The organism is Olsenella sp. An285, assembly GCF_002159625.1.
GTDB classification, from domain to species: Bacteria; Actinomycetota; Coriobacteriia; order Coriobacteriales; family Atopobiaceae; genus Thermophilibacter; species Thermophilibacter avicola.
In genome coordinates this window covers 47,414-72,627 of record NZ_NFIZ01000002.1, presented here as the reverse complement: position 1 = coordinate 72,627, position 25,214 = coordinate 47,414, and the positions used below count along the sequence as shown (strand labels likewise).

22 protein-coding genes are annotated in these 25,214 nt (G+C 70.0%); 7 read left to right on the top strand and 15 right to left on the bottom strand.

What is annotated here, in order from left to right; genetic code table 11:
- Window positions 1-8: 8 nt before the first annotated feature.
- The 8 genes from B5F79_RS01845 to B5F79_RS01810 all read right to left on the bottom strand — a co-directional run bounded on the left by B5F79_RS01845 (window position 9) and on the right by B5F79_RS01810 (window position 10,026).
- Window positions 9-650, bottom strand: a complete 642-nt coding sequence (locus B5F79_RS01845) for a type II secretion system F family protein (protein ID WP_087217206.1) — start codon at window positions 648-650, stop codon at window positions 9-11.
- Between the two features lies 1 nt (window position 651).
- Window positions 652-1,590, bottom strand: coding sequence for a type II secretion system F family protein (locus tag B5F79_RS01840; protein WP_087217205.1), 939 nt, complete (start codon window positions 1,588-1,590; stop codon window positions 652-654).
- A complete protein-coding gene (locus B5F79_RS01835; RefSeq protein WP_087217204.1) occupies window positions 1,566-2,891 on the bottom strand; it encodes a CpaF family protein in 1,326 nt (441 codons plus the stop codon). The genes B5F79_RS01840 and B5F79_RS01835 overlap by 25 nt, the downstream gene beginning before the upstream one ends.
- A 1-nt stretch (window position 2,892) precedes the next feature.
- On the bottom strand, window positions 2,893-4,146 hold the full coding sequence (locus B5F79_RS01830) for a nucleotide-binding protein (protein WP_087217203.1): 1,254 nt from the start codon (window positions 4,144-4,146) through the stop codon (window positions 2,893-2,895).
- Entirely contained in the window at window positions 4,143-4,865 is a 723-nt protein-coding gene (locus B5F79_RS01825) for an SAF domain-containing protein (protein ID WP_087217202.1), read from the bottom strand. Before B5F79_RS01825 ends, B5F79_RS01830 begins: the two co-directional genes overlap by 4 nt.
- 284 nt (window positions 4,866-5,149) lie before the next feature.
- A complete protein-coding gene (gene rsgA, locus B5F79_RS01820) occupies window positions 5,150-6,340 on the bottom strand; it encodes a ribosome small subunit-dependent GTPase A (protein ID WP_087217201.1) in 1,191 nt (396 codons plus the stop codon).
- Between the two features lie 141 nt (window positions 6,341-6,481).
- The gene (locus B5F79_RS01815; RefSeq protein WP_087217200.1) at window positions 6,482-8,206 is read right to left on the bottom strand and encodes an NADH-dependent [FeFe] hydrogenase, group A6; all 1,725 of its coding nucleotides are present in this window, start codon (window positions 8,204-8,206) and stop codon (window positions 6,482-6,484) included.
- Complete coding sequence (locus tag B5F79_RS01810) at window positions 8,200-10,026, bottom strand: NAD(P)-binding protein (protein ID WP_087217199.1); 1,827 nt, start codon at window positions 10,024-10,026, stop codon at window positions 8,200-8,202. The genes B5F79_RS01815 and B5F79_RS01810 overlap by 7 nt, the downstream gene beginning before the upstream one ends.
- Before the next feature lie 256 nt (window positions 10,027-10,282).
- Between B5F79_RS01810 and B5F79_RS01805 the strand changes: the two genes are divergently transcribed.
- Window positions 10,283-11,410 carry an Ltp family lipoprotein gene (locus tag B5F79_RS01805; protein ID WP_206390958.1) on the top strand — a complete coding sequence of 376 codons (1,128 nt, stop codon included), beginning with the start codon at window positions 10,283-10,285 and terminating at the stop codon, window positions 11,408-11,410.
- Between the two features lie 68 nt (window positions 11,411-11,478).
- Here B5F79_RS01805 and B5F79_RS01800 read toward each other — a convergent pair whose 3' ends face one another.
- The 4 genes from B5F79_RS01800 to B5F79_RS01785 form a co-directional block, all read right to left on the bottom strand.
- Window positions 11,479-13,935: a homocysteine S-methyltransferase family protein gene (locus B5F79_RS01800; protein WP_087217198.1), complete on the bottom strand. Its 2,457-nt coding sequence runs from the start codon at window positions 13,933-13,935 to the stop codon at window positions 11,479-11,481.
- A gap of 279 nt (window positions 13,936-14,214) precedes the next feature.
- Window positions 14,215-14,928 (bottom strand): hypothetical protein, encoded by a 714-nt coding sequence (locus tag B5F79_RS10935; RefSeq protein ID WP_087217197.1) that lies wholly within the window; start codon window positions 14,926-14,928, stop codon window positions 14,215-14,217.
- Between the two features lies 1 nt (window position 14,929).
- Window positions 14,930-15,799: a methylenetetrahydrofolate reductase gene (locus B5F79_RS01790; RefSeq protein WP_087217196.1), complete on the bottom strand. Its 870-nt coding sequence runs from the start codon at window positions 15,797-15,799 to the stop codon at window positions 14,930-14,932.
- 298 nt (window positions 15,800-16,097) lie between these two features.
- Complete coding sequence (locus tag B5F79_RS01785) at window positions 16,098-16,607, bottom strand: prepilin peptidase (protein WP_158094816.1); 510 nt, start codon at window positions 16,605-16,607, stop codon at window positions 16,098-16,100.
- Between the two features lie 314 nt (window positions 16,608-16,921).
- Between B5F79_RS01785 and B5F79_RS01780 the strand changes: the two genes are divergently transcribed.
- The 5 genes from B5F79_RS01780 to epsC all read left to right on the top strand — a co-directional run bounded on the left by B5F79_RS01780 (window position 16,922) and on the right by epsC (window position 21,501).
- Window positions 16,922-18,013, top strand: a complete 1,092-nt coding sequence (locus B5F79_RS01780; protein WP_158094815.1) for an acyltransferase family protein — start codon at window positions 16,922-16,924, stop codon at window positions 18,011-18,013.
- Between the two features lie 47 nt (window positions 18,014-18,060).
- Window positions 18,061-19,239, top strand: coding sequence for a cation diffusion facilitator family transporter (locus tag B5F79_RS01775; protein WP_087217193.1), 1,179 nt, complete (start codon window positions 18,061-18,063; stop codon window positions 19,237-19,239).
- Between the two features lie 172 nt (window positions 19,240-19,411).
- Window positions 19,412-19,816, top strand: coding sequence for an aminoacyl-tRNA hydrolase (pth2, locus tag B5F79_RS01770; protein WP_446723459.1), 405 nt, complete (start codon window positions 19,412-19,414; stop codon window positions 19,814-19,816).
- A gap of 120 nt (window positions 19,817-19,936) precedes the next feature.
- Entirely contained in the window at window positions 19,937-20,854 is a 918-nt protein-coding gene (cysK, locus tag B5F79_RS01765; RefSeq protein WP_206390956.1) for a cysteine synthase A, read from the top strand.
- The gene (gene epsC, locus B5F79_RS01760) at window positions 20,854-21,501 is read left to right on the top strand and encodes a serine O-acetyltransferase EpsC (RefSeq protein ID WP_087217191.1); all 648 of its coding nucleotides are present in this window, start codon (window positions 20,854-20,856) and stop codon (window positions 21,499-21,501) included. The genes cysK and epsC overlap by 1 nt, the downstream gene beginning before the upstream one ends.
- A gap of 111 nt (window positions 21,502-21,612) precedes the next feature.
- Here epsC and B5F79_RS01755 read toward each other — a convergent pair whose 3' ends face one another.
- The 3 genes from B5F79_RS01755 to B5F79_RS01745 are packed head-to-tail and all read right to left on the bottom strand — an operon-like array spanning window position 21,613 to window position 24,558.
- The gene (locus B5F79_RS01755; RefSeq protein WP_087217190.1) at window positions 21,613-22,080 is read right to left on the bottom strand and encodes a GNAT family N-acetyltransferase; all 468 of its coding nucleotides are present in this window, start codon (window positions 22,078-22,080) and stop codon (window positions 21,613-21,615) included.
- Window positions 22,070-23,290: an ATP-grasp domain-containing protein gene (locus B5F79_RS01750; protein WP_087217189.1), complete on the bottom strand. Its 1,221-nt coding sequence runs from the start codon at window positions 23,288-23,290 to the stop codon at window positions 22,070-22,072. Before B5F79_RS01750 ends, B5F79_RS01755 begins: the two co-directional genes overlap by 11 nt.
- Window positions 23,290-24,558, bottom strand: a complete 1,269-nt coding sequence (locus tag B5F79_RS01745; RefSeq protein ID WP_087217188.1) for an alpha/beta hydrolase-fold protein — start codon at window positions 24,556-24,558, stop codon at window positions 23,290-23,292. Before B5F79_RS01745 ends, B5F79_RS01750 begins: the two co-directional genes overlap by 1 nt.
- Before the next feature lie 214 nt (window positions 24,559-24,772).
- Here B5F79_RS01745 and B5F79_RS01740 point away from each other — a divergent pair, with 214 nt between their 5' ends.
- Complete coding sequence (locus tag B5F79_RS01740) at window positions 24,773-25,153, top strand: hypothetical protein (protein ID WP_087217187.1); 381 nt, start codon at window positions 24,773-24,775, stop codon at window positions 25,151-25,153.
- Window positions 25,154-25,214 lie beyond the last annotated feature (61 nt).

Sequence of the window (25,214 nt, the reverse complement as noted above, 5' to 3'; positions counted from 1 at the left end):
TCGCGCCCTCATCCGACCACCAGCGCGGACCCCAGGAGGGGGCCCAGGATGGCAAGAAACATCGCGGGGACAATGAGCGTCCCCAGCGGAACGAGCATCTTCACCGGCACCTTCTCGATCTCCTCCTCGACCTGCGAGCGCTGCTCCTCTCGAATGGCCTGCGCCTGCTGCTCCAGCGCCTCGGCGAGGGGCGTGCCAAACGCCAGCGCCTCGGACACCACGGCGGCGAACCTCCCCAGGGCCGAGACCCCGACCTCGTCCGCCACCCGCGAGAGCGCCTCCTCCCTGCTGCGCGCGCCGATGCGCCAGCTGAGCATCGACTCCGAGAAGAGCCTCGAGAGCTCGCTCCCGTAGCGCTCGCAGTAGAGCTCGAGCGACGAGTCGAACGAGAGGCCTGCGGAGAGGCCGAGCGTCACCACGTCGAGCATGACGGGCAGCTCGGAGAGGCACTCCGCCCGTCTGCGCGCCCTCACCTCCGCCTCCTGCGCCCGCCTCACCGGCCCCAGCGACGCAACCGTCCCGAGCACGTCCGCCAGCATCGGGTGGACGGGCGCCGCCCGCAGCCGCCATCGCTCGCCGGAGAGGACGAACGTCCCCAGGAGCGCCAGCACGGAGACGGACGCCACGAGCACGACCGACGCCTCGTCCATCTCACATCACCCCCCTCATGATCTTTCGAATGAGCAGCAGGGCCACCCCGTCGAGAAGGAGCGCGCCGGCGACGCATCCCACCCCGGAGGGAGTGAGCAGCCCCTTCTGAAAGTCAGGAGAGACGAGCGTGAGGACCCCCACCATCACCACGGGCAGCAGGCAGACGATCCTCACGGAAAGCCTCACCTGTGCCGTCTTGACCGTGAGGAGCCTCTCGAACTCCCCCTGTCGCTCGGCCAGGCGCGCGGAGCGCAGCAGGAGGTCCCGAAGGGGGCTCCCGGTCCGGTGCGAAATCACGAGCGCGGCGGCGAGGAGCTCCGCCCCGGGCACGTCGAGCTCGTCCGCGAGCAGCCTCACCGCCTCCTCCGTGCCCACGCCGCACCGCAGGCGAAGGGACATCCTCGCAAAGACCGACGCCGCCGGACCCCGCTCGTGCGACCCCACGTACTCGACCGCCTGTGCCAGCGTCTGGCCGGAGGCCATTGCCATCGAGAGGGCCCGGTACACCCCGGGCATCTCCCCCAGGACCTCGCGCCTCAGGCGCTGCCGCGCCGAGGCGTCCCGGGCGACGACAAGCGCCACGAGCGCGGCGGCGCTCACGAGGCCGGCCAGCGGCGAGCCGAGAAGGACGCCGCTCGCAAGGGACGCGAGGAGGACGCCGCACGACACCGCGGCGGCAGACTCCGACGGCCCCAGCCCCAGGACCGTCGGGACCGGCGCGGACGCGACCTCCGCGGCGAGCCTGCCTCCGGGCCCCGTGGAGAGCACCCACCCGACGAGGCGCGTCTGGCCGATGCGCCTCAGCGCCGTCGTGCCGCGCCTCACTGCCGCGCGCGTGAGGAGGCCGGGCGAGCGCACCGCCACGTCACCGGAGAGCGCGACGAACGCGGATGCCCCGGCGAGGGCGCCCGTCCCTACAGCGAGAAGAACTCCCTCCACTCCCGCACCTCCTCCCCCGCAAGGACGCCGTCCGCGACGGAGCGCCCCACGAACTCGGGTTCCCTCCGCAGATGCCAGGAGAGCGACCCCCTGTCGAACGAGACGCACTCGTCCAGCCGGGCAGACCCGTCCGGGGCGCGCGAGACCTCGGTCATGGAGGTCACCACGCGCCTCCCGCTCGCCAGGCGCCGCGTCACCACGATGAGGTTGATGGCGGTGGCTATCTGCTCCTCGATGAGCTCCGTGGGAAGGTCCATGCCAAAGCGCGCCATGAGGATCAGGCGCAGGACCGCCTCCTCGGCGCTGCCCGCGTGGAGCGTCGTGAGCGACCCGTCGTGTCCGGTGTTGAGCGCGTTGAGCATGTCCACCGCCTCCTCCCCGCGAACCTCGCCCACGACGATGCGGTCCGGCCGCATGCGCAGCGCGTTCTTCACGAGATCGCGAATCGTGATCTCCCCCGACCCCTCGATGGAGGTCCCGCGCGCCTCGAGGCGCACGACGTTGGGGTGCGCGTCAAAGCGCAGCTCGGCCGAGTCCTCGATGGTCACGATCCTCTCGCCCAGCGGAATCTCGCACGAGAGCGCGTTGAGCAGCGTGGTCTTTCCGGAGCCCGTCCCGCCCGCAACGGCCATGGACCTCCGCGAGCGGACCGCCCAGGAGAGGAGGCGCGCGTACCATGCGGGCAGCGACCCGAGCTCCACGAGCCGGGCGAGGGTCCGGATGCTGTCCGAGAACTTGCGTATCGTGACGGCGGGACCGTCAATCGCTATGGGCGCCGCCACGGCGTTCACTCGGTCGCCATTGGCGAGGCGCGCGCTCACGATGGGGCTCGACCTGTCGAGCCTGCGCCCCAGCGGGGCCAGAATCCGGTCCATGACGATCATGATCTGCTCGGGAGAGTCGAAGACGGTGTCCGCGGCAAAGAGCTCGCCGTCCTTCTCGTAGAAGAGCGCCTGGCACCCGTTGATCATGACCTCGGTAATCTCGGCGTCCTCGAGCAGGGGCTGGATGGGCCCGAGCCCGCAGACCTCGTCGAGCACCTGGCGCACGAGCGTGCCCCGCTCCCCCGGGAGCACGGACTCGAACCCCTGGGAGTTGAGAATCGCCTCGAGGGCCACGCCCAGCTCCGACCTCACGCGGGCGGCCTCGTCGCCGGAGAGCATCCCGGCGATGACGGGGAGACCCAAGCGCTCCACCAGCGCCGCCTTGAGGCGCTCCCGCAGCGCCCTCAGGTCTCGCCCTCCCGCGGGGGACGTCCCGGAGGTCGTCTCCGCCTCCCTCACGCGCTCGAGGACCGACATCCTACCTCGCCCCCCATCTGCCCCCGAAGAGGGACCGCCTGCGCGGCGCGGCGCCGGAGAGCGCCCGCTCCGCCTCCTCGCACTCCGGAAGCCCGCCCAGCTCCGAGAGAATCTGCGCCACCAGGGTCGCGACCGACTCGGCAAACGGGGAGGCGGAGCCCACGAGCTCGCACACCTGCCCCGACCCAAGAAGGTCGGGCACCTCGGTCCCGCCGTCGAGGACGCGCTGGGTCCTCGCCGCCTCCAGACCCTCGCCGGCGGGCGCCCGGACCTCGTCGCGCCGTGCGCGGGGGCTCACCCCGTTCTCCAGGCGAACCATCCTCGTCCGCTCGACGCCCAGCCGGGCGGCAAGACCGCTCGTGCGAGCGAGGGACGAAGTGGCGCCGGGCCTCCCGTCGCAGACGAGCACGAGCCTGTCCGCGAGCTGCGCCGCCTGCGCGACGGCGTCCGTGAAGCACGCCGAGGTGTCCACCAGAACGAGGTCGAACTCGACCGACGCATGCGAGAGGAGCTCGCCGGCGTACGGGGCAACGAGCTCCGCCGCCTCGGGAAGCTCGCAGGGGCCCAGAACCTGCACGCCCGGGTCCGCCAGGGCCCCGGGGAGCTCGCGGGACATCGACTCCCCGCCCGCCTGCCCCACGACCCGCGCAAGGTCAACGCCGTTGCCAAGGCCGAAGCAGCTGTAGAGGTTCCCACACGAGAGGTCGAGGTCGATGGCGCACACCCGCATTCCCCACGAGGCCGCGGTTGCCGCCGCCATTGCCACGACGGAGGTCTTTCCCACGCCCCCGCGCCCGGAGCAGAAGACGATGACGGGCGCCCGCTCGGAGACGTCGCCCACGAGCGCGGGGGCGCTCCGCGCCGCCCTGAGGAGCGGGGGCTCGGCGGAGCGGCGACCCCCATCGCTCTCCGCCCGAGCCTCCGCCGGGAGAACCCCGTCGAGGTCCGCCACGAGGTCAACGCCCGCCCGCTCCGCACGGGAGCGAAGCGACCCGGTCGCCCCTCCCCGCGCGAGCACCACGCAGCGCGCGTTGCCGTCCTGCGCCACGGCAGCGGCGAGGTTCACCTCAGAGACGCCCCCGGAGAGAGGCCCCACCACCACGCCAAGCTCGCCCGGCGCAGACTCGAAGACCATGCGCCGCGCGGCGTCTGCCGTTGCGGCGAACTCGAGGGACCCCGTGGGGTCGAGGGAGCGGACGAGCGCGCGGACTGCCCTGCGGTCCCCCTGGTCGCAGGCCGCCAGCCAGTCGCTCATGGCTCGTCAACCCCCTCCGAGCCCTCGTCCCCGCCTTCCTCGGGCGCCACCTGGTTGGGCGCCGTGCCCAGGCCGGCGGAGAGGTCCTCCGCGTCGTCCGCGGGGAGCGCGAGGCGCAGGCTCCCCTCGGCGCTCGCGGAGAGGACGCTCGCGACGCTCTCCGGCCGAGCCGCGATCGTCACGTCCCCGCGGGACCCTATGCCGGACTGGTCCGCCGGTGCCCGGAGGACGAGGAGGTCGGAGGCTACGAGGCTCACCCCCGAGTCCTCGACCTCGTATGCGGCGAGCGTGGTCCCCGCGGCTGTCGCCGCAGGAAGCCCCAGGTCCTGCGTCACGGGAACCGTGAGCGCCACGCATCCGGACGGGACCTCGACGGCGTCCTCGTTGTCGCGGAAGTTGAGGGAGGTCAGCGGCGTGCCCGCGGCAGCGGGAATGGTGACCTCCGCCCCCAGCACCTCGTCCATCCCCACGATGGCGTCGCGCGGCGCGAGGTCGGAGAGCCAGTCGCGCTCGGTCACGTTGCGGCGGTCCACCACGTCCCCCGCCTCGAGACCCTCCGGCGCCACGACGAGGCTCACCACCTCGCCCCCGTAGCGCTCGAGCGCCTCCGCGCGCACGCGGTCCGCCTCGTCGCGGACGTGCTGCCCGTAGAGCCCGCAGAGCACCGCCGCCAGCAGCGCACAGGCGCCCGAAACCACAAGCCTGAAGCGACGCGTCATCTGCCAATGCCTCCCCTCGTGCCCGCCGCCCGCGGGCGGCGACTTCCGTGAGCGCATTGTCCGCCCGCGTCCCGGCAAAACCCGGGTCGTCGCGGCATTGCTCGCCACGGGGCGTGCGCGAATCTTCCCGCGCGCTTGCACAGGAGGGCGAAACACCAGCTCGAGGTTCTTCTCGCTATCGAGAAGAACCTCGAGGGCACCGCACGGCCGCCACAGGGCCGTCACAGGGCAGAATCTTCGCGAGGGTCTATGTGATTTGTAATTTGATGCTGTCTAGGCCCCGGTCACAGAACGACGTCGGGGTCGAGCTGGGACGCGCTCTCCCGCATCTCGTTCGCCAGCGCCACGTAGCACGCGAGCCTCTCCTCTGAGTAGTCCCCCCGGGCAAGCCCGGCGCGCACCTCGCACCCGGGCTCGTGCGTGTGCGTGCAGTCCCTGAACCGGCACCCCCGCGCGGCCTCCGCGACGTCCGGGAAGACCTTGGCGAGCCCGCGCTCGTGCCCCACGATGGGCAGCGACCTGAGCCCCGGCTCGTCCACGATGATGCCGGCGCCGGGCAGGGACACCATGCGACGGGCCACGGTGGTGTGCCGACCCGTGTCGTCCGAGGCGCGCACCTCGCCCGTCTCCAGCGCCTCGCGGCCCAGAAGGGCGTTGAGCAGCGTGGACTTGCCCGCACCGGACTCCCCCAGCACGATGGCCACCACGCCCGCGGGCACGAGCGCGCGGACGGCATCCGTCCCCCACGGCACTCCCAGGCGCTCGGCGCACGCGCGGACGCGCTCCTCCTCCGCGCCGGTGGCGGCAGACGACGTCAGCGCGAGCGGGCAGGCCTCCCCCAGGATCTCCCGGATGGCGGCGACGTCGCGGGCGAGGACGTCGTCGGAGGCGCGATCGGCCTTGGTGAGGACCACGGCCACGCCCGCCCCGCAGTCGCGGGCGATGACGGCCGAGCGGGCGATGCGCTCGCAGGACACGGCTCGCTCCCCGAGCTGCTGCACCACGAGCACCACGTCCACGTTGGCCGCGAGCGTCTGGCGCTCGCCGCGCGCCCCCCCGCGCCAGCGCGCGATGTCGCTCTCGCGCGGGACGATCTCCTCGATGAGGCCCATGTCGTGGCCGTGGGGACGCCGGGCGCACACCCAGTCGCCCACCGCCACGCGCGCGTCCGCTCGTCCGGCGAGGCCGCCCTTGGTGAGGCGGGCGGAGAACTCGGCGCGGAAGGTGGAGTCCTCGCAGAGGACGGCCGGGAAGCCCCGGTCGAGGCGCACGACGCAGCCAAGGACGAGCTCGGACGCACCCGCCCCGGAGGAGACGGCTCGCGCGCAGGCCTCGCGATAGGCGTCGAGCTGGCGCTCGCTCGGAGCAAGCTCCTCGAAGGAGGGGAGCTCCGTCAGCGCGGAGAGCGCGGGAAGCGCCGCCTGATCCAGGTTCTTCTCGCCGCCGCGTCTTCTCTTCTGGGTACGCCTTGCCACTCGGCCTCCGTCGTTCGGGAACCTGCACAGTATAGCGCCTTGACGTGCGCCCCGACGCTCCCCCGCCACGAAGGGGGCCCGGACCGTGGGGGTTGCGGTCCGGGCCCATAACTTGACAAAGGGACTGTCCCCCTGTCAGGTCTAGTGAATGGACCAGGCGTGATGGTCCGTGTGGAGGAGCTCCTCCGCGCGCTCGGAGAGCGGCTCGCCCAGGTACTCCTTGTAGAGCGTCTGGATGGCCGGGTTCTCATAGGAGTTGCGCAGCTTGGACTTGCGGTCGAGGCCCCAGAGGACGTCGCCGCGAACGCTCGCGAGCTCCTCGCCGTCGTGGATGGGCTGGCCGCCGCCGCCCGCGCAGCCGCCCGGGCAGGCCATGACCTCGACGAAGTCATACTCGACCGCGCCCTCGGCGATGGCGTCGAGCAGGAAGGCCGTGTTGGCGAGGCCGTGGACCACCGCCACGCGCACCGGGGTGCCGGCGAGGTCGAAGGTGGCCTCCTTCCAGCCGTCGAGACCGCGAACCTCGGAGAAGGCGTCCGGGCGCGGGGTCTCGCCGGTGACCACGTGGTAGGCGGTGCGAAGGGCCGCCTCCATGACGCCGCCGGTGGCGCCGAAGATGACGCCGGCGCCCGTGGAGGTGCCCAGCGGGTCGTCGAACTTCTCCTCGGGGAGCGTGGTGGCGTCGATGTGCTCGGCGCGGATCATGCGGTCGATCTCGCGCGTGGTGAGCGAGACGTCGACGTCGGGGTCTCCGCAGGCGTCGTTCATGACGGGGATGGCCACCTCGTGCTTCTTGGCCACGCACGGCATGATCTCCACGCAGAAGATGTTCTTGGGGTCGATGCCCTTGAGCTCGGCGAAGTAGCTCTTGGTGATGGCGCCGAACATCTGGCCCGGGGACTTGGAGGTGGAGAGCTGGTCGGTGAGCTCGGGGCGCACGGCCTTGACGTAGCGCACCCAGCCCGGGCAGCAGGAGGTGAACATCGGGAAGGTGTTCTCCTCGCGGTGCGCGAGCTTGTGCAGCAGCTCGGTGCCCTCCTCCATGATGGTGAGGTCAGCCGAGAAGTTGGTGTCAAAGACGTAGTCCACGCCCATGCGGCGCAGCGCCGCAACCAGGCGGCCCACCGTGGCGTCCTGGCGGTCGAGGCCGAGGCTCTCGCCCCATGCCGCGCGCACCGCCGGCGCGATCTGCACCACGACGACCTTCTCGGGGTCGGCCAGCGCGTCGAAGACCTTCTGCGTGTCGTCGCGCTCGCGCAGGGCCCCCGTCGGGCAGTGCGTGATGCACTGGCCGCAGAGGGTGCAGTCGGACTCCTGGATCGTCATGCCGCCGCGGACGTTCACGCTCGTGTGCGTGGCGCGGTTGGCGAGGTCCCAGACGCCCAGGCCCTGGATCTTCTCGCACACCTGGATGCAGCGCAGGCAGTTGATGCACTTGTCGTTGTTGCGGATGAGCGGGAAGGACTTGTCCCACGGGTCGTGCATGAGGCGCTTCTCGTAGGGCAGGTCGGAGATGCCAAGATCGTTGGCGAGCGACTGCAGGGTGCAGTTGCCGGAGCGAACGCAGCTCGTGCACTCGGAGTCGTGCGTCGCCAGCAGGAGCTCCATGTTCATGCGGCGCGCCACGCGAACCTTGGGGCTGTTGGTGCGCACGACCATGCCCTCGAGCACGGTGTTGTTGCACGCGGCGACGAGCTGGTCTATGCCCTCGACCTCGACCACGCAGACGCGGCAGGCGCCGATCTCGTTGAGGTCCTTGAGGTAGCACAGCGTCGGGATCTTGATGCCCAGCTGGGCGGCGGCGTCGAGGATGGACGTACCCTCGGGAACGCTGACGGCGCGGCCGTCGATAGTGAGGTTTACCACTGCTCGATCCTCCCCCCGCGGAACGCACCGAAGCCAAAGTGGTCGCAGCGCAGGCAGCGGGACGCCTCCTGGTGCGCCTCCTGGTCGGTGAGGCCGTTCTCGACGATGTCAAAGTCATGGATGCGGTCAGACGCCTCGCGCTCGCGCATCTCGCAGCGCGCGCAGCTGATCTTGCCCTTGAACTGCACGGGCGGCAGCTCGACGTCGAGCTCGATCTTGTGGTTGTAGCCGAGGTAGTTGTCGATGTTGCCCGCGGCGACCTTGCCCGCGTTGATGGCGCGGATGACGGTGGCCGGGCCGCTCTGGCAGTCGCCGCCGGAGAAGAGGCCGTCCTGGCCGGGCACGGCGCCGTCCGGGTCCGTCACGATGCGGCCCCACTTGGTGGGGACGCCCTGCTCCTCGAAGGTGCCGGAGTCGATGTCCTGGCCGATGGCCACGATGACGCGGTCGCACGGGACCACGACGTCGCCGCCCTCCGCGGTGCGCGGCGCGGGGCGCCCGCGCTTGAGCCCGCCGATGATCTGCGGCTCGACCTTGAGCCCGCAGACGCGGCCGGACTCGTCCACCACGACCTCCTTGGGCGCGTGCAGGTCCATGACCTCGCAGCCCTCGGCCTCGGCGCCGGCGATCTCCTCGTCCTGCGCCGTCATGTCCGCCACGCGGCGACGGTACGCGATGACGACCTTCTTGGCGCCCAGGCGCACGGAGGTGCGGGCCACGTCCATGGCCACGTTGCCGCCGCCCACGACGGCGACCGTGAGGCCCTCGAAGTCGGGCGGGTTGTTGTCGCCCATGTCCCTCAGGAGCTGGACGGCGGACATGACGCCCTCGGCGTCCTCGCCCGGAAGCCCGAGCTTCTTGTCCGAGTGCGCACCGATGGCCAGGTAGACGGCGTCGTACTCCTTGCGCAGGCGGTTGAGCTCGTCGCCGTCGACGCTGTGGTTCCTCTCGACCTCGATGCCGCAGTCGAGAATCCACTGAATCTCGGAGTCAAGCTGCTCGCGCGGCAAGCGGTAGTTGGGGATGCCGTAGCGGAGCATGCCGCCGAGGTGCTGACGCTGCTCGAAGATCTTGACGCTGTGGCCCATGAGGGTGAGGTAGTACGCGCACGAGAGGCCCGCCGGGCCGCCGCCGATGACGGCGACGCGCTTCTTGGTGGGGGCCTTGATGATGGGCTTGTAGTCGCCCGCGTGCTCCACGGCGTAGCGCTTGAGGCCGCGGATGTTCATCGGGTCGTCCACCATGCCGCGGCGGCAGTGCATCTCGCACGGGTGCTCGCACACGAGGCCGCAGACCAGCGGCAGCGGGTTGTCCTTGCGGATGAGGCGCACGGCCTCGGTGTAGCGGCCGGCCTCCACCAGGGCGATGTAGCCCGGGATGTCCACGCCGGCCGGGCAGCCGGAGACGCACGGCACCGTCTGGTGCTGCGCGAAGCCGCACGCGTGCTTCTGCACGTGGTGCTCGAAGTCGTCGCGGAAGCCGCGGATGGCCATGAGCGCGACCTCGCCGGCCTCGTAGCCGATCGCGCAGTCGCTCGACAGGTAGACGGTGCGCGCGGTGGACTCGATGAGGTCGAGCGTCTCCATCGTGGCGCGGTTGTTGAGCACGTCGTTGAACAGGTGACGCAGCATGCGCAGACCGTTCCTGCACGGCGTGCACTTGCCACAGCTCTGCGTGGCGCACATCGCCACGTAGGAGGCCGTGAACTCGACGGGGCATGGGGCGAGTGAGCTCACCGAGAGGCGCTTCTCGAGCATCTCGTGCATGCTCGACATGATCGCCTGGGACTCGCTCTGCTCCATGACGTGCATTCTTGCCATAGGCCCTCTCCTTGCACTTCTGGAGTCTATTGCGCACCGCGGCCCCCTCGGCCACGGCATAGTCAGTTCAGCGTATCCAACAGATTTCCGGAATGTGTCGGGCAATCGGCGAGAAGAACGTCTGGCCGGCGAGCGGTCTTGGCACGGCACGGGCATTGGGCTCCCCGCCCCCGATGTGGGCCCGCCGGCCGAAAGCTTGAAGCAGTCTGAAAGCCCTGCCTCATACTTGAGGGACCAACGACGCAAGGAGGACCTGATGAACAAGCACCTCAGCCGGATAATCTCGGGGCTGGCCGCCCTCGCGCTCGCGCTGACCTGCTGCATTGGCGTGACGGCCTGCGGCACGCAGGAGCCGAACCCCGAGGAGGTCATCCGGGAGCTCATCGCGTCGGAGCTCGAGCCCTTCAAGGAGCTCGACGAGGAGACGATGGGTACGCTGACGGAGAGCCTGGGGGCGGCGACGGAGACCCTCGAGAGTTTCGGCATCACCGGGGAGGACATGGTACGGGCGGTGCTCGGAGGATTCGACTACGAGATCGGAAATGTGACGGTGAACGGCGACTCAGCCACGGCGGAGACCAGCCTCACGTTCAAGGATGTTGAGGCCATCCCCGGCGAGATCGAGTCCGCAATGACCGAGCTGGCATCGGACCCGGAGATTCTCGCGCTCGCCACCGACGAGGAGGCGCTCTACGCCCGCCTGGGCGAGGAGATGCTGAGCGTGCTCGAGGGCATCGGCACCAAGACCTCGACCGTCCAGCTCGACTTCACGAAGACCGACGACGGCTGGGTTCCCGACGAGGGCGTCGAGAACGCCATCACGAGCGCCCTCGCCGGCAACCTCGCGGCATACCAGCCGACGGAAGAGCCTGAGACGAACGACGAGGACCCTACCCCAACAGCATCTGACACGGCTGAAGAGCCTGCCCCGATTGCTCCCGACACTTCCGCCGCTTCCGTAAGCCAGCAGAATGCGTTGGAAAGCGCAGCGAGCTATCTGAACTACTCGCACTTCTCCTACACCGGCCTCATCGACCAGCTCGAGTTCGAGGGGTTCTCCACCGAGGATGCGACGTGGGCGGTCGACCGCTGCGGGGCAGACTGGAATGCGCAGGCGCTCGGCCAGGCCGGAGACTATCTCGATTACTCGGCCTTCTCCTACACTGGCCTCATCGACCAGCTCGAGTTCGAGGGGTTTACAACTGAGCAGGCCACTTACGCAGTCGACTCCTGCGGAGCCGACTGGAACGAGCAGGCAGCAAAGTCGGCGCAGCAATACCTCGACTACAGCTCCTTCTCAAGAGACGAGCTCATCGGCCAGCTCGAGTTCGAGGGGTTTACACATGACCAGGCAGTCTTCGGCGTGGACTCGGTAGGCCTATAGAACCGGGTAAGGCGAACGACGCCAGACGGGGCGGCGGGCAGCTCAACGGCCCGCCGCCCCGCTGCGCTCTACGAGAAGAGCTCGGAGGCTATGCGCGCGGTCTCGGTGGCGTCCTTGGCGTAGTAGTCCGCCCCCACCATCTGCGCGTACTCCGGCGTGAGCACGGCGCCGCCCACGACGACCTTGCACCACGGCGCGCGCTTGCGCAGAAGCTCGATCGTCTCCGCCATGGCGGGAACCGTTGTGGTCATGAGGGCCGAGAGCCCGGCCAGGCGCACGTGGCGCTCCTCAACGGCGCGCGCCACGACCTCGGGGTCCACGTCGCGCCCGAGGTCGATGACCTCGAAGCCGTAGTTCTCGAGCAGCATGCGCACGATGTTCTTGCCTATGTCGTGGATGTCCCCGCGCACGGTGCACACCACGATCGGACCCTTGCCCGCCGAGGCCTCGCCCGCGGGCACGCTCGCGCGTATTGCCTCGAAGCCCGCCTTGGCCGCCTCGGCAGAGGCCATGAGCTGCGGCAGGAAGAAGGACCCCGCCTCAAAGCGCCGCCCCACCTCGTCAAGAGCCGGCACGAGGACCTCGTTGATGGCGAAGAGCGCGTCGCGCTCCCGGAGGATCTCGGACATCGCGTCTGCCATGGGCCCGCCGCGCCCGTCTATCACGAGGGCACGTGCGCGCTCGACGGGGTCGTCCGGCAGCCCGGCGGGCGCGGGCGCGCCGTTCTTCTCGCCCGTCGCGGGAGCGCCCGCCGCGGGGACGGCGTCGCTGCGGTCCGCGTAGTGCTCCACGTAGAAGCGGGCCTGCTCGTCCTCCCCTGAGAGCACGCGCCAGGAGTCGACCACGTCCATCATGCGCCGCACGCCCGGGTTGATGATCGCGAGGTCGAGCCCCGCGCCCAGGGCCGCCGCAAGGAAGGTGGCGTTGAGCAGGGGGCGGAAGGGCAGGCCAAAGCTGATGTTGGAGACGCCGAGGACGGTGCGCACGCCCGGGAGCTCCTCCTTCACCGCCCGGATGGCGGAGAGGATGGTGCCCGGGGCGGTCTGGTCCGTGGAGGCCGCCATGGCGAGGCAGTCTATCGCCACGTCGTGCCGCGGGATGCCGGCGGCATCCGTCGCGGCCACGATCTTGCGCGCAACGGCGAGGCGGCCCTCCGCCGTGTCGGGAATCCCGTCCTCGTCCAGCGTGAGGCCCACGAGGGCGCACCCGTAGCGGGCAGCCAGGGGCACCACCGCGGCAAGCGACTCCGCCTTGCCGTTGACCGAGTTGATGAGGGGCTTTCCGGGATAGCTGCGCACCGCCGCCTCCACGACCGCGGGGTCCGAGGAGTCGATCTGCAGCGGCAGCGTGGTCACGGAGAGAAGCTCGGAGACCAGGCGGCACATGACCGCCCGCTCGTCTATCTCCGGCAGACCGGCGTTGACGTCAAGGATCTGCGCCCCGGCGCGCTCCTGGGCTATGGCCTCGGCTATGACGTGGTCGTGGTTGCCGGTGCGCAGGGCCTCCTTCATGAGGCGCTTGCCCGTGGGGTTGATGCGCTCGCCGATGACGCCCACCTGGCCCGCCTCGAGCGCGACGACGCGCTGGGGGCCGGCAACGGCAAAGCTGTCCCGAGGCCGGCGCCCAAAGGGGGCGCGCCCGGCAAGGAGCGCCCGCTCGGCGGCTATGTGCCCAGGCGTGGTGCCGCAGCAGCCGCCCACGACGGTGACGCCGGCGTCGAGCATGCCCGCCACTGCGGCGGCGTACTCCTCCGGTCCCACGTCATAGACCGTGACCTCCCCCTCCACGCGCGGCAGGCCGGCGTTGGCCTGCACCATGACGGGGCAGTCCGCCCAGGGCAGCATGCGCCCCACGAGCGGCGCCACCTCGGCCGGGCCGAGCGAGCAGTTGATTCCCACGGCGTCCGCCCCGAGCGATGAGAGCGTGAGCGCCGCCGCCTCCGGCGTGGTGCCGAGGAAGGTGCGGCCGTCCTCCTGGAAGGTCATGGTGACGAAGGCGGGGAGGTCCGAGTTCTCGCGCACGGCGAGAAGTGCGGCCTTTGCCTCGGCGAGGTCCGCCATGGTCTCTATGACGAAGAGGTCCGCCCCGGCCGCGTCCGCCGCGCGCACCTGCCGCGCGAAGAGCTCGTAGGCGTCCTCGAAGGCGAGCGTGCCCATGGGCTCCAGGAGCTGCCCCGTGGGGCCGAGGTCGGCCGCCACGTAGCGCGGGGCAGCGGCGCGGGCGCAGGCCACGGCAGCGGAGAACACGTCCTCCACGGTGGCCGCGTCACCCAGCTTTGCGGCGTTGGCGCCAAAGGTGTTGGTGGTCACCACGTCCGCCCCTGCGGTCACGTACGCTGCGTGGACCTCGGTGACGGTCTCGGGGTGCGTGAGGCAGAGAAGCTCCGGCAGCTCCCCGGCGGCAAGGCCGCGCTCCTGGAGCTGGGTCCCCATGGCCCCGTCAAGGAGCAGGAACTCCTCCCCGCGCAGGACTGCGGCAAGGCGGTCGTCGCGCACGCGGCGCTCGCGGTTCTTCTCACGTGTCATGGCTGCTCCCGAGGTCGAGGTTCTTCTCGACCCATCGTAGCAGTGCCGGGTTTCCTGCGCGTGACGGGTGGCCCGTTTGGCGTGCGAGATCGCGACGGTTTCGGGCCCAGAACTGTCGCGCTGCCGCACCTCAACGTTTGGCGTGCGGATTCTCGACGTTCTTCTCGGCCAAACAGTCGAGTTGCCGCACCTCAAAGTTTGGCGTGCGAGATCTCGACGGTTTCGGGCCCAGAACTGTCGCGCCGCCGCACCTCAACCGGCGGGGAGGCGCAGAGGGGCCTATCCCCGGCAGGTGCTGCCGGCACGCAGGAGCACGCAGAAGTCGCGGCAGGGGCAGCCCGCGCAGCTGGTGCGCACGCCCGGGCGCGGGCGCTCGAAGAGGCCGACCACGGCGGTGACGCTCTTGGTGGGCGACATGAGGAGCGCGGGCGAGAGCGTGATGCCCAGGAGGCGCCCCGCGTCCAGCGCCCCCAGAAGGACCGGCTGCGTGGAGAGCGGTAGGTCGCCGTAGCCTGGCGAGAAGCGCGTCCCGCAGTGGAGCCCGCGCGCCGCCGCCTCGGCGACGACGTCGGCCTCCGCCGCGTCCGCCGCCCGCTCGACCGCCGCCGTGCCCGCCGCGTCAAAGATCACCTGCGCCAGACGGTCCGTGAGAGAGAGGCGCCGGAGCTCCGCCTCCACGCCCATGCCCGCCGTGACGGCGAGCACGCCCACCGCCACGGCGCCGTCCAGATGCTCGGCGATGGAGCGCCCCTCGAGCGAGAGGGCGGTGCCGGCGAGCTCGATCACGGGCGCGCCGTCCCTCTCGCCATGCCCGGCGACGTCGAAGACGCGCGTGGCGCCGCACGGGCGGCACGTGGCCAGGCAGCTCGCGACCACCTCGTCTATGCGGGCGTCGAGCTCCGGCGTGACGGGCTGGCCGGCGTAGCCCAGGTAGCGCAGGACCTCCGCGCGCTCGACGGAGCGGACGTCGTAGTCCCGGCGGACGGGAGGCACGCTATGCCTCCAGGTAGCCGCAGGCGAGAAGGGCCTCGTGGGCAGCGTGGGCCACGGACGGCTTGTTCATGCTGTAGACGTGCAGGCCGTCCACACCGTTGGCGGCGAGGTCGCAGAGCTGCTCGCACGCGTACTCCACGCCGGCGCGCGCCTGGTCCGCCGGGTCGTCGCCGGCGAGGACGAGGCACTTGACCACCTTTGCGGGGATGGACGCGCCGCAGGTGAAGGCCATGCGCTGGATCTGCTTCACGCTCGTGAAGGGCATGATGCCCGCCACGATGGGCAGGCGCACGCGATGGCGCAGGCACTTCTCGCGGAAGCGATAGAAGTCCTCGTTGTCAAAGAAGAGCTGGGAGACGAGGTAGTCCGCACCGGCCTCCTGCTTGAGGTAGAGCGAGCGGAAGCTCTCCTCCTCCGAGGGCGACTCGACGTGTCCCTCCGGGTAGCACGCGGCGCCTATGCAGAGGTCCGCGCCCGAGGAGCGCAGGTACGCGATGAGGTCCGAGGCGTGCGCGAAGTCCTTGGCCTCGCGGCCGGGCGCCCGGTCGCCGCGCAGGGCGAGCACGTTCTCCACGCCCGCCGAGGCGAGCTCGGCCACGTAGGCGTCGACGTCCTCGCGCGCGGAGCCGAGGCAGGTGAGGTGCGCGAGCGCGGTCACGCCAAGGTCGTGCTCGATCTGCCCGGCAATGGGGACCGTGTTGGCCGAGTTGCCCGAGCCCCCGGCGGAGTAGGTGACGGATATCCAGTCCGGGCGATCGGCCGCCATCTCGCTGGCCACGGCGTACGCGGTCTCGAGCGGCATGTCCCCCTTGGGCGGGAAAATCTCGAACGAGAACGTCTGATGCCCCGCGAGCTTGTCTGCGATCCTCATGCCAGCCCCTCTCCTCGAAACCCTGGGGCTATCTTACTCGCCGCAGGGACGGGAGAAGGCGGCGGCTCGGTACCCGTAACAGCCCGGACCTACGGGCGCGGTGGCACGGGCGAGGGTCATGGCGCACGAGGCGAGAAGGACAACGAGAGCCCGGGCGCTTTGGTCGGGGGCCGCTGCGCCCGGGGCGGTCGGCCGGAGCTGGCCCGGACACGACCTCTCTGGGTATACCACCCACGCCACGGAGGTCAAACGGGAAAGCTGCGGACGGCGCCGCGCCTTCCTTCAAATACCAATCCCCTCAATGCCGTCCCAGCAGCAGCACCGTCAACGTGGTAAGGGCGATTCCGGGCCCCAGGGGAATTCCGCCAGCGGTAGCACCAAGGCGGTAGATAACATTCTTATGCCCGGTCAAACGCCGAAACACGTACTCCGCTCCGGAGAGGGCGAGTGACGTCGCGCACGCCCCGGCAACCACCGCGAGCCCCCATGCGGGACCGGCCCACGCGCCCGCGGCGCAGAGCAGCTTGACGTCGCCTCCGCCCACCCCGGCGCGCCCCGTGAGCCGTCGCGACGCCGCGGCGGCGAGGACCATCACGCAAAGGACGACTGCCGCGCCGAGCGCCGAGCGCACGACGGGCGCCGGCCCGCCCTCGTCGAGCGCCCTCAGCAGCGCCGAGGCGAGCCCTGACGCCGCAACCGCCGCCGAGCACCCGTTGGGGATGACGCGCCTCTCCAGGTCCGCCCGGGCGGCCCGCACGAGGGCGACCGCCAGAACCACGAGCGCCGCGCCCTCCGCAACCGCAACCATCTCGACCTCCTTGCACATAAAGGGACGTGCCTGAAACATGCAAGCTTCTGCACGAAACGGGCGCGTCCCCCTTTGACGGGCGCTTCGTGCGGGGCCACATCGTAGGGAAGGAGCGGGGAGGCCGAGCCCCGCCGTGGCGCGCCAAAATCGCCCCCGCGGCGCCCTGCGACCAGATTTGACGGCTCTGAGCTGGGACGGTACAAAAAGTGACAAGCGCCGTCAGATTGGTGGCAGGTTCGCGGGCGGCGCGTTTGGAGCGGCGAAGGGCGTATACTGGCCCCGTGATGCCCGCTAGAGCCCGACGGGAGGAGCGCATGAGCCAGAGCCCCGCACCGCGACGCAACCCGCGCATAGAGGCGCTGCGGCTCGTTGCCATAGCGGGCATAGCCGTCTTCCACACCCTGCTCCCCTGGTTTGACATGGCTCAGCTGGGCTGGTGGGTGCCCTCCGCCCCCGTCGCCCTCATACTTGGCGTGGTGAGCCTGCTCGGCGCCTTTGGCAACCACGTCTTCTTCCTCGTCTCCGGGCTCTTTCTCCTGCCGCGCGCCGCCGACGCCTCGGAGCAGCCGGGCTACTGGCACGAGCAGGCACGCTCGACGGCGCGCCGCGCCCTGGCGATAGTCCTCTCCGTCGCGCTCTACGCCGCGGCTGCGCTTGCCGTGAGCGCCTGGGTGACGCCCGTCCCCGGGGTCTCCCTCGCCGAGACGGGCTGGCTCGTGGGCGGGCTCGAGTTCATATGGGTCTACCTGGTGGTCGTAGCGCTCTGCCCCGTCATCGGCTGGGCGTGGCGCCGCCTGCCGCACGTGGGCGGCGTGACGTTTGCCCTCGTGGCCTGCGTCTTTGCCGTCAACGCCTACATCGCCTTCGTCTCCCCCGGTGAGGAGGTCCGCGACCTCCTGGAGTGGCGGAAGCTCATGAGCGCCGTCACCTATCTCGCGTCCTTCCTCACGGGCGGCCTCCTCGCGAGGGCCCGCCTCGAGCGCGCGCTCCTGGCGCTCGCGTGCGGAGTCGCCGCCACGCTCGTGGCCGAGGGGCTCGCCGCCCTCGCGGGCGACCTCGCGGTCATGGACGCCCTCTCCTTCAAGTCGACCTCGCTCCTCTCCTTCGTGCTCGCCGTCTGCGCCGTCGCGCTCGCCGCGCGGCCCCGGCAGGCCGAGAGCGAGAGCGCTGCCACGAGGCTGGTGTGCGCGGCCTCCCCCTCCGTACTGGGCTTCTACATCACGCAGTCGATCTTCTCGCCCCTCTGGCAGCCCGTCGCGACGCAGGTGTGCCAGTGGTCGCTGGACCGCTCGGAGTGGCTCCTGCTGGCCGTGGGAACGGTCTTTAGCCTCGCCCTTCTCGCCCTTGCGCTCCTGATTGACAGAATCATGAGGATTCCCCTGCTCAAGGCGGCCCGCCTCGCCTGAGTGCGGGTATACTCCCACTCGTTTGAATCGGGCCCGGGAGGAGACTCATGACTGACTGGCTGGTGCGCACCTTCGTCCCAGACGCGGACAACGTGGACAGCCCGACCGTGCGCACGCGCTACGGCCTCGTGGCGAGCGTCACGTGCATCGTCTGCAACGTCGCGCTCTGCCTGGGCAAGGGGGCCGTGGGCCTTCTCGCCGGCTCGGTCTCCATCGTGGCGGACGCCGTGAACAACCTCTCCGACGCCTCGAGCAACGTGGTGAGCCTCCTGGGCTTCAAGCTTGCGAGCCGCCCGGCGGACGAGGACCACCCCTACGGTCACGGGCGCTACGAGTACCTCGCCGGCCTCGTGGTGGCGGTCCTGGTGTGCGCCATCGGTCTCAACCTGGTCACCAGCTCCGTCGAGAAGATCGTCCACCCCGAGGCGGTGGACTTCGGCCCCGCCGTCGTGGTGGTGCTCGTTGCCTCCATGGCGGTCAAGCTGTGGATGGCGGCGTTCAACCGGCGCCTGGGGCGCACCATCTCGTCCGAGACGCTCGAGGCCACGGCCGTGGACTCAAGAAACGACGTCATCGCAACCGCGGCCGTCCTCGCCTCGGCCGTCATCTCCCAGGTCACGAGCGTGAACCTCGACGGCTGGGCGGGCCTTGCCGTGGGCGGCTTCATCCTCTGGAGCGGCGTGGAGCTCGTCCGCGAGGCAGTGAGCCCGCTGCTGGGCAAGGTGCCCGACCCCGAGTACGTCGAGCACATCCGCAGAAAGATCCTGAGCTATCCGGGCGTGCTGGGCACGCACGACCTCATGGTCCACGACTACGGCCCCGGCAGGCAGTTCGCGAGCGCGCACGTGGAGATGGCGGGCGAGGGCGACCCCTTCGAGCAGCACGATCTTCTTGACAACATCGAGCAGGACTTCAAGGACGAGGAGGGGCTCGTGATGACGCTGCACTACGACCCCATCGTCACCAACGACCCTCAGGCGCGAGACATGCGCCACTGGATAGACCTCGCCGTCAAGAGCATCGACGAGCGCCTCTCCATCCACGACCTGCGCTGCGTGCCCGGCCCCACGCACACCAACGTCATCTTTGACTGCGTGCGCCCCGCGGGCTTTGGCATGGGCTCCTCCGAGCTGCGCCGCCGCATCTCGGAGCTCGTGACCCAGCGCTACCCGCAGGCCGTCTGCAAGATCACCATCGACGACTCCTACGTCTCCCCTCGCCAGTGACCGCGCCGGGCTTGACAGTTTGCTCAGGCTTGACAGTTTGCTCAGGTCCAGCTGTCAAGTCTAGGCACTTGACAGCTGGACCTGAGCAAACTGTCAAGCCTGAGCAAACTGTCAAGCCCCGCCCCCAGAGAAAGGAACCCCCGTGCCCTCGAGCAGCTACCTTGCCAAGCAGATGATCGTCATGCGCCGAGACCTCAAGATGCGCAAGGGAAAGATCGCCGCGCAGGCGGGGCACGCCTGCGTCGAGGCCGTCCTCATGGCCATCGCGCGCGAGGGCCGCGGGGCGGACGTGCAGGCGGGCGACGGCTGGGCCTGGCTCTACCACGACGAGGACGACCGCACGCCGCTCACGGACTGGTTCGACGCCGGCGTGGCCAAGGTGTGCGTCTACGTGGACTCTGAGGAGGAGCTCCTAGACCTCGCCGAGCGCGGGCGCGAGCTTGGCTTTGCCGTCGCGCTCGTGCGCGACGCCGGGCACACCGAGTTCCACGGCGAACCCACCTACACCTGCCTCGCCTTCGAGCCCCTGCCCACCGAGGAGATTGACCCGCTGACCGGGAAGCTACCGCTCTACTAGGGACGCCGCCCCGCCGGACCCCTGCGACGGCGCCTTTGTTACGGCGCTGTAATTCCTACTTGCAGGGTGGGTTTATAGGTGACACCCTTGCCATACGCGAAGGCCGGAGAGGGAGGCATCATGCGCGTCGCACGCACCGTCGAGGACCTCATAGGGTCGACACCGCTCGTTGAGCTCACCGCCCTGCTGGGCGAGGGGGGCGGCGCGCGCGTGCTGGGAAAGCTCGAGGCCGCCAACCCCGGGGGCTCCGCCAAGGACCGCGTGGCACGCGCCATGGTCGACGCCGCCGAGCGCGAGGGCAGGCTCTCCCCCGGCGGCACCATCATCGAGCCCACGAGTGGCAACACCGGCGTGGGGCTTGCCATGGTGGCGGCCGCACGCGGCTACCACCTCGTCCTCACCATGCCGGACACCATGAGCGTGGAGCGCCGCGCGCTCGCCGCCGCCTACGGCGCGGAGGTCGTCCTCACGCCCGGCGCCGAGGGCATGGCCGGAGCGGTCGCCCGCGCCGAGGAGCTCGCCGCGACCACCCCCAACTCAATCATCGCCGGGCAGTTTGACAACCCAGCCAACCCGCAGGCGCACTACGAGACCACCGGCCCCGAGATCTGGGCAGACACGGAGGGCAAGGTCGACGTGCTGGTTGCCGGCGTGGGGACGGGCGGCACGCTCTGCGGATCCGCTCGCTTTCTCAAGGAGAAGAACCCTCAGCTCCTGACCGTGGCCGTCGAGCCCGCGGAGTCCCAGGTCCTTGCGGGCGGCGCCTCCGGACCGCATGGGATCCAGGGCATAGGCGCAAACTTCGTGCCGGGCAACTTCGACCGCTCGCTCGTGGACGAGATCATGCCCGTGAGCTCGGACGACGCGCTCGCCACGGCACGGCTCCTGGCGCGTGGGCTGGGCCTTCTCGTGGGCATCTCCTCGGGCGCCGCCGCGCACGCGGCGCTCACGGTTGCCGCCCGGCCCGAGCTCGCCGGAAAGACCGTGGTCACCGTGCTCCCGGACACGGGGGAGCGCTACCTCTCGGTGGGTCTCTGATGGAGGCCGTGGCCACACCCTCCGCGCGCTCCGCGAGAGGCGAGAAGAACGGGCCGCTCGGCCTGCGCGACCTCATACGCGAGGACGCCCAGGCGGCCTTCGAGCGCGACCCCTCGGCAGAGAGCGTGAGCGACATCACGCGCTTCTCCGTGGGCTTTCGCATCGTGCGCGCGTACCGCCGGCAGCACTGGCTCTACGAGCACGGGCACCGCACGCTGGCGCTCTGGCTCGCCATGCGCACGCGCGTGAGGTACGGCGCGGACATCCACCCCGCGGCGCAGATCGGCCGCCGCTTCACCATAGACCACGGTATCGGCGTGGTCATAGGAGGCACGGCCATCATCGGCGACGACTGCCTCATCTACCAGGGGGCGACGCTCGGCATGACCGGCAAGCACGGAGGCAAGCGCCATCCCACGCTGGGGAGCGGCGTCATGGTGGGCGCGGGGTCCATCCTGCTGGGCGCCATCACGGTGGGCGACGGCGTGCGCGTTGGCGCGGGTTCCGTGGTGGTGGACGACGTGCCCGCCAACACCACCGTCGTGGGCAACCCCGCGCGCGTGGTCCGCACCCGCGAGTGCCCGCTCTTCGATGACTTCGTCTGCGTCACGGACGACTTTGGCAAGAGCTGGGTCCTCGAGAAGTAGCCCGTCAAAAGGGGACAGGTGCAGAAGGCCAGATAACCTGCCAATAGTGGAAAGAGACCCACTGTTGGCAGGTTTTATCTGGCCTTCTGCACCTGTCCCCTTTTGACGGGCCTACAGCACCTGCTCGAGGCAGGTCTTCTGCACGGACATCCCCATCGCGTCGTAGAACGCGCGGGCTCCCGGGTTGCACTCCCAGACGTTGAGGGTCACGTTGTGGCAGCCCAGCTCGCGGGCGTAGTCGATGACGTGCCGATAGAGAGCGCTCGCCACCCCCTGGTGACGGTGCAGGTCGTCCACGCAGATGTCATCGACGTAGAGGCTCAGAATCGGCTGCATGTTGTTGCTGGAACGGTAGTCGTTGAGCTCGCAGAAGGCGTGACCCAGGACCTCGCCGCCCTCCACGGCAACAAAGACCGGGCGAGAGTCGTCGGCGAAGATGCCAAGGAGCTCCTCGTCGGTGTACTTGCGGGTCCCCGCACGGAAGAGGTCCGGCCTGCCCTCGGCGTGCACCGCGAGCACCTGGCCCAGCAGACGATGGACGCCCTCGAGGTCCTTCTCGCCAGCGCGCCTAATCTCCATCTCTTCCCCCTTCATCCGCGGGCTCGTGAACGTAGGCGACAAACTCGTCCGCCTCTGCGGCCGTGGCGAGGCGTGCCGTGAACTGATAGTTTCCCAGCTCGTCCGAGAGCGCGTCGGGCACGCGCCCGGCGGACACCAGCGCGCGCCCCCAGCGCTCGCGAACCTCCGCCTCGTCGTGGGCGTAGGCGCGGGCGTCGCGGCGACCGGCGTACGCGCAGTACGCGGGGACGTCCTTGGGCGCCGCGTGGCGCAGCTCGTCGTAGCAGACCATGTCCGCCCACGCCTGGTAGACGTCGAGCCCGTGCGCCCAGCACATCATCTCGGGCGTGAGGCCTCCGGGCGGGCGCACGTTGACCTCGAGCCCCACGTAGTCCCCCGCCGCGCCGAGGCCGGGCCGGTCGTGCGCGAGGCGGAAGAACTCCAGGTGGACGAAGCGCCTGGCAAGCCCGAAGGCGCGCGTCACGGCTCGCCCGAGGCGGGCAAGCTCCGGGTCGACCTCCGGGCAGGAGCGGTAGCTCATGTCGAGCCCCAGGCGCGCCACCTCCGCCATCGAGGGCGGGAACTCCTCCTGGTTCTCAAAGAGCGGCTCGCCCCGGCTGTCGAGGATGGCGTCGTAGGAGCAGATGTCCCCCTCCACGTACTGCTCGACCACATAGGGGACGCCGCCGTGGTCCGCGAGCAGCTCCCTGAGGTCGTCGTCGCAGGTGAGCAGCCGCGCGCCGCCAGAGCCCACGCCAAACTCGGGCTTGGCGAAGACCGGGAAGTGCCCCATCTCGCCGATGAGCCAGCGGGTCTCGTCAAAAGAGGTGAGGCGGGCCTGGCGCGCGGTCGGGACCCCCGCCGCGGCGTAGAGGGGCTTCTGCTCCGCCTTGCTCTGCCAGCGGGCCAGAAGAGAGGGGCGCGGCCCCGTGAGGACGTTGAAGTCCTCCCGGAGCCGCGCGTCCTGCGCGAGCCAGTGCTCGTTGTTCGACTCTATCCAGTCGATCTTCCCGTACTTGAACGAGAAGAACGCGACGGCCCTGAAGACCTGGTCGTAGTCCTCGAGGCTGGAGACCCAGTAGTACTCGTCGAGCGAGTCCTTGACCTCCTGCGCGAGCTGGTCGTACGGGGTGTCCCCGATGCCGAGCACGCGCGCGCCGTCGCGCCGCAGCGCGGCGCAGAAGCGCCAGTAGACGGACGGGAACTGAGGGGAGACGAAGACGAAGTTCATTACTTCTCGCTCGTGCTCCGCTTCCTCGTGGTGGTCTTGGCGGCCGTGGCCTTAGCGGCCGTGGTCTTGGCAGCGGGCTTCTTGGCGGCAGCCGGCTTCTCGGCGCCCGCGGTCTCAGCCGTGGCCTCGGCCTTGGCGGCCTTGGTCGCGGTCTTGCGAGCCGTGGTCTTCTTGGCGGCCGGCTTGGCGGCGGGGGCGTCCTCGGCCTTGGCCGGGACGGCGGCCTTGGTGGCCTTGGCGGGCGCCGCCGGCTTCTCGGCCTTGGCGATGGTCGTGGCCTTCTTGGCCGCGGTCTTGGTCGCCGGCTTCTCTGCCTCGGTGGCCTTGGTCGCGGCGGCCTTGGCGGTCGTCTTCCTGGCGGTCGTCTTCTTGGCGGCGGCCGGCTTCTCCTCCGCGGCCTTCACGTCCTTCTCGGCAGCGGCCTTCTTGGTCGCGGGCTTCTTGGCAGCGGTGCTCTTGCGCGTGGTGGTGCGCTTGCGGGCAGGGGCCTTCTTGGCCGTGGACTTCTCGGCAGCCGTGGTCTTCTCGACGTCCTCGAGGACGATAGGCAGGAAGTAGCGGATCTGCTTCTTCCACCAGAACCAGGTGTGGGAGACGTCGCCGCCCCAGTAGTCGCACCAAGCCTCAACACCCAGGCGAACCAGGTTGGCGTCGATCTCGCGCGTGGTGCGGACGCTCTCGGCCTCGCTCGCCTCCTGGCCGGTGCAGAAGAGCAGCTGGCGCTGGTTGTAGAGCGCGACGTAGGGGTGGTCGGCCGGCATGTTGGGCAGGAAGGCGCAGGGCGTGTTGTCGTAGAGCGTCGCATCCATCCAGTCGCCGAAGTAGCGGCGGGCGTCATAGATGCCCGAGAGGCACACGCAGCCCTGGAAGAGGTCCGGGCGACGGAGCGCGAAGATCGCGGCGTGCGTGGCGCCAAGGTCGAAGCCCAGGGCCAGCGGGCGGGCTTCGGAGCCGCTCACCTCGTGCACGAGCGGCACGAGCTCGTCGCAGACGGCCTGGTAGTAGGCCTCCTGGCGTGCGGCGCGCTCCGCGGCGTCGCCGGTGCCGCCCCAGGACTCGTTGTCCACGTTGTTGACGCAGAAGAGCTGGATGACGCCGGCGTCGAGGTAGTCGGAGAGCTCGTCCACGAGCCCGACCTCCTCGAGGTTCTCGGGCGCCTGGCCCTGCGGGGCGAACGCCACGACGGGCTGGCCCGCGGTGCCGTAGACGTTGACGACGAGGTCCTCGCCGAGGTTCTCGCTGTGACGAACAACCATCTTCTTATCCATATTGATTACTCCCCCGTGAGTAACGGTTATCAAAATGACGGCGGTATTCTAGCTCTTATCGGCGAGGCTCGCATTTCCCTTGACAATTCCTGAACACAATGGAAACCCCGCCTCCACGTTTGACCGTTTGCGCGCGGGCCCCGAGTGGCCCACAATTGGAGTTCCTAGCGGGCGGGCGTCGCTGCCGGCGCAGGAGAGGAACGGGAGGTTCCCGATGGGTGAGAACGCGAGGAAGGGCCTGGCAGGAGCCGCAAGGGTGCTGCGCCTGGGTGCCATGGCGGCCCTTGGGCTGGGCGTCGTGGTGTTCCTGTTTGCCTTCCTGGCGCATGGGCTCAGCTGGTCCACGGGGCTTGACTGGTCGCGCAAGCTGCTCCTCCTGGTGGGCGCGCTCATGCTCATCACGGGCGGGTGCGGCCTGTTCATCTCTGGGCGCGACCGCCCGAGCGACACTATGACCCCGCACGAGGACGACACCTTCCGCATGTTCTGGCACGAGGTGGGCATGCCGTGGGGCGCCGCCGTGACCGTGGCCTCCGTTGACTTCCTCGTCCTGGGGACGGTCGTGGACCTCCTGTACTTCTCGCTGGCAGCATAACTTCGTCACAACGCCGGGCGCGGGCGTGCTACTCTGTCTGGTTGGAACGCCGCAGAGAGAG

What these genes read in the sequence shown, in the direction of transcription:
- cysK (WP_206390956.1), top strand. Translation starts at nt 19,937, where the DNA reads ATGCGCGTCGCACGCACCGTCGAGGACCTCATAGGGTCGACACCGCTC.
- B5F79_RS01780 (WP_158094815.1), top strand. Translation starts at nt 16,922, where the DNA reads ATGAGCCAGAGCCCCGCACCGCGACGCAACCCGCGCATAGAGGCGCTG.
- B5F79_RS01740 (WP_087217187.1), top strand. Translation starts at nt 24,773, where the DNA reads ATGGGTGAGAACGCGAGGAAGGGCCTGGCAGGAGCCGCAAGGGTGCTG.
- B5F79_RS01825 (WP_087217202.1), bottom strand. Translation starts at nt 4,865, where the DNA reads ATGACGCGTCGCTTCAGGCTTGTGGTTTCGGGCGCCTGTGCGCTGCTG.
- B5F79_RS01755 (WP_087217190.1), bottom strand. Translation starts at nt 22,080, where the DNA reads ATGGAGATTAGGCGCGCTGGCGAGAAGGACCTCGAGGGCGTCCATCGT.
- B5F79_RS01750 (WP_087217189.1), bottom strand. Translation starts at nt 23,290, where the DNA reads ATGAACTTCGTCTTCGTCTCCCCTCAGTTCCCGTCCGTCTACTGGCGC.
- B5F79_RS01785 (WP_158094816.1), bottom strand. Translation starts at nt 16,607, where the DNA reads ATGGTTGCGGTTGCGGAGGGCGCGGCGCTCGTGGTTCTGGCGGTCGCC.
- B5F79_RS01745 (WP_087217188.1), bottom strand. Translation starts at nt 24,558, where the DNA reads ATGGATAAGAAGATGGTTGTTCGTCACAGCGAGAACCTCGGCGAGGAC.
- B5F79_RS01835 (WP_087217204.1), bottom strand. Translation starts at nt 2,891, where the DNA reads ATGTCGGTCCTCGAGCGCGTGAGGGAGGCGGAGACGACCTCCGGGACG.
- epsC (WP_087217191.1), top strand. Translation starts at nt 20,854, where the DNA reads ATGGAGGCCGTGGCCACACCCTCCGCGCGCTCCGCGAGAGGCGAGAAG.
- B5F79_RS01800 (WP_087217198.1), bottom strand. Translation starts at nt 13,935, where the DNA reads ATGACACGTGAGAAGAACCGCGAGCGCCGCGTGCGCGACGACCGCCTT.
- B5F79_RS01775 (WP_087217193.1), top strand. Translation starts at nt 18,061, where the DNA reads ATGACTGACTGGCTGGTGCGCACCTTCGTCCCAGACGCGGACAACGTG.
- B5F79_RS01790 (WP_087217196.1), bottom strand. Translation starts at nt 15,799, where the DNA reads ATGAGGATCGCAGACAAGCTCGCGGGGCATCAGACGTTCTCGTTCGAG.
- B5F79_RS01805 (WP_206390958.1), top strand. Translation starts at nt 10,283, where the DNA reads ATGAACAAGCACCTCAGCCGGATAATCTCGGGGCTGGCCGCCCTCGCG.
- B5F79_RS01845 (WP_087217206.1), bottom strand. Translation starts at nt 650, where the DNA reads ATGGACGAGGCGTCGGTCGTGCTCGTGGCGTCCGTCTCCGTGCTGGCG.
- pth2 (WP_446723459.1), top strand. Translation starts at nt 19,412, where the DNA reads ATGATCGTCATGCGCCGAGACCTCAAGATGCGCAAGGGAAAGATCGCC.
- B5F79_RS01830 (WP_087217203.1), bottom strand. Translation starts at nt 4,146, where the DNA reads ATGAGCGACTGGCTGGCGGCCTGCGACCAGGGGGACCGCAGGGCAGTC.
- B5F79_RS01810 (WP_087217199.1), bottom strand. Translation starts at nt 10,026, where the DNA reads ATGGCAAGAATGCACGTCATGGAGCAGAGCGAGTCCCAGGCGATCATG.